Source organism: Nocardia carnea (assembly GCF_029869215.1).
Taxonomy (GTDB): Bacteria; Actinomycetota; Actinomycetes; order Mycobacteriales; family Mycobacteriaceae; genus Nocardia; species Nocardia carnea_B.
In genome coordinates this window covers 1-8,698 of record NZ_JARWPM010000398.1, presented here as the reverse complement: position 1 = coordinate 8,698, position 8,698 = coordinate 1, and the positions used below count along the sequence as shown (strand labels likewise).

At 69.6% G+C, this 8,698-nt stretch carries 5 protein-coding genes; 2 read left to right on the top strand and 3 right to left on the bottom strand.

Annotated features, from left to right (window positions below):
• Positions 1-572 precede the first annotated feature (572 nt).
• From QH276_RS28935 to QH276_RS28925, 3 genes are read right to left on the bottom strand one after another with little or no spacing between them, the layout of a single operon-like run.
• Positions 573-1,742, bottom strand: a complete 1,170-nt coding sequence (locus QH276_RS28935; RefSeq protein ID WP_280406965.1) for an acyl-CoA dehydrogenase family protein — start codon at positions 1,740-1,742, stop codon at positions 573-575.
• Positions 1,727-2,791, bottom strand: a complete 1,065-nt coding sequence (locus QH276_RS28930) for an acyl-CoA dehydrogenase family protein (protein ID WP_280402069.1) — start codon at positions 2,789-2,791, stop codon at positions 1,727-1,729. The genes QH276_RS28935 and QH276_RS28930 overlap by 16 nt, the downstream gene beginning before the upstream one ends.
• Positions 2,792-2,817: 26 nt before the next feature.
• Positions 2,818-4,980 (bottom strand): acyl-CoA dehydrogenase family protein, encoded by a 2,163-nt coding sequence (locus QH276_RS28925; protein ID WP_280402068.1) that lies wholly within the window; start codon positions 4,978-4,980, stop codon positions 2,818-2,820.
• Positions 4,981-5,113: 133 nt separating this feature from the next.
• Here QH276_RS28925 and kstR point away from each other — a divergent pair, with 133 nt between their 5' ends.
• Entirely contained in the window at positions 5,114-5,758 is a 645-nt protein-coding gene (gene kstR / locus QH276_RS28920) for a cholesterol catabolism transcriptional regulator KstR (protein ID WP_280402067.1), read from the top strand.
• Between the two features lie 173 nt (positions 5,759-5,931).
• Entirely contained in the window at positions 5,932-8,484 is a 2,553-nt protein-coding gene (otsB, locus tag QH276_RS28915) for a trehalose-phosphatase (RefSeq protein ID WP_280402066.1), read from the top strand.
• Positions 8,485-8,698: the final 214 nt, after the last annotated feature.

The window sequence follows — 8,698 nt, the reverse complement described above, 5'->3', positions numbered from 1 at the left end:
GGGCGAGGGCGCGGCCGGACGGGCCCAGCCCGACTACGCAGATATCGAACTCATTGTCGGTACTGGCTGACATGTCCTGCATTCAACAGTGTTTTTGGCGCGCTGGCGCGCGCGGGGGTTTGGGCCCCATTGTGGCCAACGTTTTACCCCCCGAAAAACGCGCGGGCCCCCGGGGGGTGCGCCCCCTTGGGCCCCGGCTGCCCCCACCCCACCCCGGCGCGGGGGGCGATCCCCACCGCGCGCTCACTGCGGGCACGGGCCAAACCCTCCAAGGGCCTCGTAAGACTCGGCACCGCCGTCGTCGCGTTGGGTTTCGGGGTTATGCGAACCGCTGAGAGCCTCGTAAGACTCGGCACCGCCGTGGCCCCGTTGGGTTTCGGGGTTATGCGAACCGCTGAGAGCCTCGTAAGACTCGGCACCGCCGTGGTCGCGTCCGGTTCCGGGGTTGTGTGAACTTCCAACGGCCTTGCTGGACTCGGCACCGGGCACCTTCGGTTCGGCGTGCGGCGAGTCTTCGAAGGCTTCGCCTGTCTCGGCTCCTTCGCTGGTCAGGTGGGGCGAGGCGAATCGCATCAGCGGGGTACCCGGGGGAGTTTCAGGCCCGCGGAGGCGACGAGCTCGCGCATCACTTCGTTGACGCCGCCGCCGAAGGTCACCACGAGGTTCTGCTTCGTCCGGCGGTCGAGCCAGGTCAGCAGTTCCGCGGTGGCCGGGTCGGACGGGTCGCCGAACCGGCCGATGACCTCTTCGGCCAGCCGGCCCGCTTCCTGGAGCGATTCGGTGGAGAAGATCTTGGTCGCCGAGGCGTCCGCGATGACCTGCGACTGGTCGGTGCCCGGATCCTCCGCGGTGGCCGCCACCTGCCAGTTCAGCAGTTCGTTGAGGCGGGTCATGGCGTGGATGCGGCCCAGCGCGCGCTGGGCCTCGGGTTCGTCGAGGATCGCCCGGGGCCGGGCCCAGTCGCGGACCTTGTCGTAGAGCTGTTCGATCTTGCCGGACGGGCCGAGGCTCACCCGCTCGTGGTTGAGCTGCGTCGTGATCAGCCGCCAGCCCTTGTTCTCCTCGCCCACCAGCATGCTCGCCGGAACGCGGACGTTGTCGAAATAGGTGGCGTTGGTGTGGTGGGCGCCGTCGGCGGTGATGATCGGGGTCCAGGAGTAGCCCGGATCGGAGGTATCGGCGATCAGGATGGTGATCCCGCGGTGCCGCGATTCCACCGAACCGGTCCGGCAGGCCAGCCAGACGTAATCGGCCTCGTGCGCGCCGGTGGTGAAGATCTTCTGGCCGTTGACGACCCAATCGCCGGCATCGTCTTTGACCGCGCTCGTCCGTAAGGCCGCGAGATCGGTGCCGGCTTCCGGTTCGGAATAACCGATCGCGAAATGGATATCACCGGCCAGGATCCCGGGCAGGAACTTCTCTTTCTGTTCCTGAGTGCCGAACTGCTGCAGGGTAGGACCGACGGTCAGCAGGGTGACCAGCGGCAGCGGAACATCCGCGCGGGACGCCTCGTTGTAGAAGATCTGCTGTTCCACCGGGCCGAAACCCTGGCCGCCGTATTCCTTCGGCCAGCCGACACCCAGCCAGCCGTCGCGGCCCATCCGGCGCACCACGGCGCGGTAGGCGTCGCCGTGCCGGTTGACCGACATTTCGGCGGCCTCCTCCGGGGTGACGAGATCGGCGAAATAGGCGCGCAGGTCGTCGCGGAGTTTGCGTTGTTCGCTGGTCAGATCGATGAACACCCTGCCCCCAATCGTTCGAGCCGCAGCGCGGCGCCGCCCAGCCAGCGGGCGAGGTCTTTGGACTGTGAGTAGTAGCGGTGCATGGAGTGCGTGACATCCACTCCGATACCGCCGTGCAGGTGGTGACATTTCTGCATGGCGCGTGGCAGTTCCGCGGCCACGGTGTAGGCCAGCACGTTCAGATCGTCGTCGATCCGATGCTGCTGTTCGGGAGTTGCGGCCTCCTGCCCCAGCGCCCAGTTCGCGGAAACCGCCGCGACGTGCAGCGTACGCGACACCACGTACAGATCGGCGATCTGCTGGGCCACCGCCTGGAACTCCGCCAGCGGCCGGTTGAACTGGTGCCGGGTGCCCACATGGGTGGCGGTGAGTTTGACCGCGCCGGAGAGCAGTCCGTCGGCGGCGGCGCCGATGGCGGCGAGGACGCACCGGTGCAGACGCGGGCCCGCGTCGGGCAGCAGCCGGTCGGCCGGGATCGTGACCCCGTCCAATTTCACCGAGAATTCGGGCAGTTCCCCGGATACCGCGGACGGTGCGAAAGACAATCCGGAGGAGTTCGAATCCACAATGGCCACCCCGGATTCCGTGGTCACCAGAATCCAGCGAGCCTGATCCGCGCAGGGCACCGCCACCTTGTAGCCGGTGATCCGCACCGAATCGCCGGAGATCTCGGCCTTGGTCGTGGGCTCGGTGGTCAGCGGCGCACCGGGTTCGCTGACGGCCGCGGTGAGTACCGCGCCCTCCGCGACGGCCGGGAACACCTCCGCGGCCACGTTCTCGGGTACCGCGCCCAGCAGCGGCAGGACGCCGAAGCCCAGGGTGGGCAGTGCGGGTGCGGCAACGGCATCGGTGGCCAGTTCGGTCAGCAGCACCGATACCGCGTCGATGCCCATATCGTCGCCGCCGAACCGCTCCGGTAGCGCGACCGACAGCAGGCCCGTGGCCGCCAGTTTCGGCCACAGTTCGCTGTCGCGCGCCGCCTCCCGCTCCAGGAGTCCGACGACGACCTCGGCCACCGCCTCCTGAGCTTCGTCTCGGGTGAAGTCCACGTTCTGCTCTCCAGTCGTCGCACGAACTAACCGGCCGCGTCCCGGGGCAGGCCCAGGATCCGCTCGGCGGCCACGGTCAACAGGATCTGCTCGGTGCCGCCCGCGATCGACAGACAGCGGGTGAGCAGGAATTCCGAGGTGTCCTCGGTCGTTCGCGCGCCGGCCGGGCCGGCGACCTGTACCGCGAACTCGGCGACCGCCTGCCGGTGCCTTACCCCCACCAGCTTGCGCACACTGCTCTGCGCGCTCGGGTCGGCGCCGGCCAGGATCCGCACCGCCGCCCGCTGCTCCAGCAGCAGGCCGGCGATCGCGTCGGCGACGAAACCGCCCAGCCGGTCGTTGATGAGCTCCGAACCCCGGCCGGTGGCGGGCAGTTTGGCGATCAGTTCCTCCAGCGCCGGGCCGATCCCGTTACCGCTCATGGCGACCCGTTCCGCCGAGAGCGTGGACCGCGCGATCTTCCAGCCGTTGCCCAGCGCGCCGACCACACAGTCGTCGGGCACGAAGACCTCGTCGAGGAACACCTCGCTGAACCGCGCCTCGCCGGTGATCTGCACCAGCGGCCGGATATCGATCCCGGCACTGCGCATATCGACCAGGAAGTAGCTGATGCCCTTGTGTTTCGGCGCGGCCGGATCGGTGCGGGCCAGGCAGATCGCCCAGTTCGCCTCCTTGGCCAGCGAGGTCCACACCTTCTGACCGCGCAGGATCCAGCCGCCCTCGGTGCGTTCGGCGCTGGTGCGCAGCGCGGCGAGGTCGGAACCGGCGCCGGGTTCGCTGAACAGCTGACACCAGACCACCTCACCGCGCAGGGTCGGCCAGGCGAAACGTTCGATCTGCTCGGGTGTTCCGTGCTGCAGCAGGGTCGGGACGGCCCAGCCGCCGATGGTCAGATCCGGTACCGGCACGCCCGCCCGGCGCAGTTCCTCGGAGATCACCAGACCGGTCATCGGGTCGGCCGCGCGGCCGTAGGGCTTCGGCCAGTGCGGCATGATCAGGCCGGCTTCGGCGAGCGCGGTGCGCTGCCGGTCGGCCGGCAGGGCGGCGATCCGCGCGACTTCGCCGGCGAGTTCGCCGGCGGCGGCGCCTGTCTCGCTACCGGCCGCGGCCGCGTCGGCGAAGACACGGTCGGCACCGGTGGTGCGCCGCTGTCCGGCGCGGGTCAGTTCAGTGACCCGGCCGCGCCAGTACGCGCCACCGCCGAGCAACTGGCTCAGGGCCACGGCCCGCCGCAGGTAGAGGTGTGCGTCGTGTTCCCAGGTGAAGCCGATACCGCCGAGTACCTGGATGCAGTCCTTGGCGGTTTCCACCGCGGCGTCGAGGCTGATGGCCGCGGCGATGGCCGACGCGATCGGTAGTTCGGCGGCCCCGGAATCCACCGCGGCGGCGGCATCGGCGGCCACCGCGCGGATGAGCTCGGTGCGGCACAGCATCCAGGCACAGATATGTTTCACGGCCTGGAACGAGCCGATCTGCCGGCCGAACTGTTCGCGGACCTTCGCGTAATCGACCGCGGTCTCCAGGCACCAGCCGGTGACGCCCGCGAGTTCGGCGACGGCCAGCGCGACCAGCAGATCCTCCACGGCGTACGCGGGCGCGAAAACCGCGGCGGTGACCCCGGTGCAGCGCACCCGGGCCAGCGGCATCGCCAGGTCGAGCGGTTCCAGTGATTCGAGTTCCACCCCGGCCGCGTCCGGTGGCACCAGGCACCAGCGCCGGCCGTCGGCGGTGTCCACCGGCAGCAGCAACGCGGTACCGGCGGCGGCGCCGAGCACCGATTCCCAGGTTCCGGACAGCGTTCCCGCGGCCGGATCGAGTACCGGGACGGCCGCTCCGGGCTCGCTATCCGCGGGGGCCACCGTATCCAGTGCGACGCCACACGGCTGGTCCTCGGCCAGCGCACCGCCCGTCACCAGTCCGGCCACCGCGGTGGTGAGTACCGGCCCGCCGACCAGGTCGTGCGCCGCCTGTTCGAGGAAAACGGCCAGATCGGTCACCGATCCGCCCGCACCGCCCGCCGCTTCGGCCACCGCGACGTGGAAGATTCCGAGTTCGGTCAGCGTTGGCCAGTACGAACGCCAGAAACCGGTGGTATCGGCCCGCATTGTTGCAATCGGTTGCGCTGCTGCGGCCCATCCGCTCATCGACTGTTGAACGGCTTTATGCTCGTCAGTGGTGGCGATGGTCACAGTCCATACCGCCTTTCCGGCGTGACTCCCACACCTAGAACATGTTCTAATATCCACGGCGGGCGGAAGTCAAGACATGGCGCCGACCGGCCGCCACCGCGCCCCGAACACGTCACGGAAAGGACTCCGCTCCATGGCAAGCCCCTCCCGTTCCCAGCCCGGCGACTCGGACGCGACTCCGGTCGCGCCCGTCACCACGCTGCGGGAGGACGAGCTGAGCTCGGCGGCTCAGCGCGAGCGGCGCAAGCGGATCCTGGACGCCACCCTGGCCCTGGCCTCGAAGGGCGGCTACGACGCCGTGCAGATGCGCGCCGTCGCCGAACGGGCCGACGTCGCGGTGGGCACCCTGTACCGGTACTTCCCGTCCAAGGTGCACCTGCTGGTCTCGGCCCTGGCCCGGGAGTTCGAACAGTTCGAGGGCAAACGCAAACCGCTGGCCGGCCAGTCGCCGGAAGAGCGGATGCACACACTGCTCGCCCAGATCACCCGGATGATGCAGCGCGACCCCCTGCTCACCGAAGCGATGACCCGCGCCTTCATGTTCGCCGACGCCTCGGCCGCCGCCGAGGTCGACCGTGTCGGCAAGGTGATGGACCGGGTTTTCGCCCGCGCCATGAACGACGGCGAACCCACCGACCGCCAGCTCGCCATCGCCCGCGTGATCAGCGATGTGTGGCTGTCGAATCTGGTTGCCTGGCTCACCCGCCGGGCGTCGGCCACCGATGTCTCCGAACGTCTGGAACTGACCGTCGACCTGCTGCTCGGCAAACGCTCCTGAGGGAATACCGGCGCTCATCCGGCGGCCGGTAGGCAGGCTCGGCCACCGCCACGATCCGCGCGGGCCGCGCAGGCACCCGCCCGCACTTCCCGCCGAATCGGATGGGGGATGATGACACAGTATTGTCATGCGCGCCCCCTCTTAACGAAAACTCCGATCAATAGGTTGGATGCGTGAGCGCACAGGATCTGCCATTGGAACTCCGCCGCGCGCTGGCGACGGTCGCGCGCGTGCCTCGGCTGCTGGTCGCATCGGATTACGACGGGACGCTCGCGCCCATCGTCTCCGATCCGTCCAAGGCGTACCCGCACGGTGAATCCGTGCGGGCCTTACGCGCGCTGGCCGGTCTCACCGGCACCACGGCCGCGGTCATCTCCGGTCGCGCCCTGCGCGATTTGGCCGCGCTGTCGCGGTTACCGGTCGAAGTGCAGTTGATCGGCAGCCATGGCTCGGAATTCGATGTGGGTTTCGTCCATGCCATCGACAACGACGCCCGGAAACTGCTGGACGAAGTGGTCGTGGCCATGCACAAGATCGCGGCGGAGAACGCCGGGGTCGCCGTCGAAACCAAACCCGCCAGTGTCGCGCTGCATGTGCGCAATGCGGCGCCGGAGGTCGGTCGCCGGGCGCTCGACCAGGCCCGCCAGGGCCCGGCGTCCTGGGTGGGTGTTCAGGTCACCGAGGGTAAGGCCGTGATCGAGCTGGCCGTCGTCCCCACGGACAAGGGCTCCGCGCTGAGCACCGTGCGGCATCAGGAGAGCGCGTCGGCCGCGGTGTTCTTCGGTGACGACGTCACCGACGAGAAGGCGTTCCGGGTGCTGTCCGGGCCGGATATCGGAATCAAGGTCGGTGAGGGCGAATCGCTGGCCAAATACCGGGTGGACAGCACCGAGGCCGTCTCGCACGCCCTGGCCTTCCTGCTGGAGGAACGCCGCACCTGGCTGGCCGGCGCCAGCGCGCCGCCGATCGAACGCCTCAGCATGCTGGCCAGCCCGCGTTCGCTGGCGCTGCTGACCCCGGACGCCACGGTCACCTGGTTCTGCCACCCGGAACCGGATTCGGCGGCGGTGTTCGCGCATCTGCTCGGCGGGATCGACGCGGGTCATTTCTCGATCGCCCCGCAGCGACCGGGCCTGCCGCTGTCCCAGCGGTATATCGACAGCACGATGACCGTGGAAACCCGCTGGGCGAAACTGTCGGTCGTCGACTACCTCCCCCACGATGTGGACCCCGCCCGCACCGACCTCACCCGCGTGATCACCGGTACGGCACCGGCCGAGGTGACCTTCGCGCCACGGCCCGAATTCGGCCAGGTGCCGGTATCCATCGAGGTCGAACGCGACGGCCTGCGGGTCTGGGGCACCAACGACCCGGTGGTACTGCGCTCCCCCGGCGTCGCCTGGGAGATCCACAGCGACGGTGTGCACGATTCGGCCACCGCCGTCGTCGATCCCTCCCAAGGCCCGGTGGTATTGGAACTGCGCTGCGGTTCGAAGGACCTCGGCCCGGCGGCGACCAGCGAACCGGAACGCCGCCGGATGGCGGAACTGTACTGGTCGGAATGGGCGCGGACACTGGACCTGCCCGCCCTCAAACCCGACCTGATGAAGCGCTCGGCGCTCACCCTGCGCGGTCTGGTGCACGCCCCGTCCGGGTCGATCCTGGCGGCTGCCACCACCTCGCTGCCGGAGGATATCGGCGGCGTCCGCAACTGGGACTACCGCTACTGCTGGCTGCGCGACGCCGCGCTCACCGCCAGCGCCCTGGTCTCGCTGGGATCGCTGGGTGAAGCCGAACAGTATCTGGACTGGGTACACCGGGTGCTGGAAACGCTGCCCGGCCCCGAACGGCTGCACCCGCTCTACACCATCTACGGCGAGACGCTGCCGCCCGAGGCCGTGATCGACCAGTTGCCCGGGTATGCCGGGTCGCGGCCGGTCCGCGTCGGCAACGCCGCGAATATGCAGGTTCAGCTGGACGTGTTCGGCCCGATCGTGGACCTGATCACCACCCTCTCCCATGCCCGCGAAAAGCAGGGCATCACCGACCCGCGCAAGGTCCTGCCGGACGCGGACTGGGAGCTGGTCCATGCCATGGTGTCGGCGGTCCAGCGCCGCTGGACCGAACCCGACCACGGCATCTGGGAGATCCGCGGCAACCCGCGCCACCACGTGTATTCGAAGGTGATGGGCTGGCTCACGGTGGATCGCGCCCTCACCCTGGCCGAGAAGTTCGACCGCCCTGTCGACGCCGACTGGGTCACGCTGCGGGAAACCATCGCCGAAGAGGTGAAAACGAAGGGCTGGAACGACGAAGTGCAGTCCTACACCGCCGCCTACGACGGCACCGACCTGGACGCGGCGACACTGCACATCGGACTCAGCGGCCTGATCGATCCCTCGGACCCGCGTTTCGCGGCCACCGTGGTGGCGACCGAGGCCGAACTGCGCAGCGGCTCGACGGTCTACCGCTACCACCACGACGACGGATTGCCCGGCGGTGAGGGCGGGTTCCATCTCTGCGCGGCCTGGCTGGTGGAGGCCTATCTGCTGATCGGCCGGCGCTCGGACGCGGAGGCGCTGTTCACCCAGCTGGTGAATGTGGCGGGCCCCACCGGCCTGCTCAGCGAGGAATACGACCCGGTCGCGGAACGTTCCCTCGGAAATCACCCGCAGGCGTACAGCCACCTGGGCCTGCTCCGCTGCGCCCAGCTACTGGGGGCCTGAGAGACCTCGGCGGGCGCACCAGCGCCGGTGCCGAGTCTTACGAGGCCCTTGGAGGGTTCGGCCCGTGCCGGCGGGGAGGGCGGGGGGGGGTTGGGGGGGGGCGCGGGGGGGGGGGGGGGGGCGCCGGGGGGGGGGGGGGGGGGGGCGGGCCGGTGGGGGGGGCCGCCCCGCCGGCCGCGGGGGGGGGCGGGGGCCCGGCGGGGGGAAGTTATAA

Coding starts and splice junctions, on each gene's coding strand:
- kstR (WP_280402067.1), top strand. CDS start 5,114: ATGGCAAGCCCCTCCCGTTCCCAGCCCGGCGACTCGGACGCGACTCCG.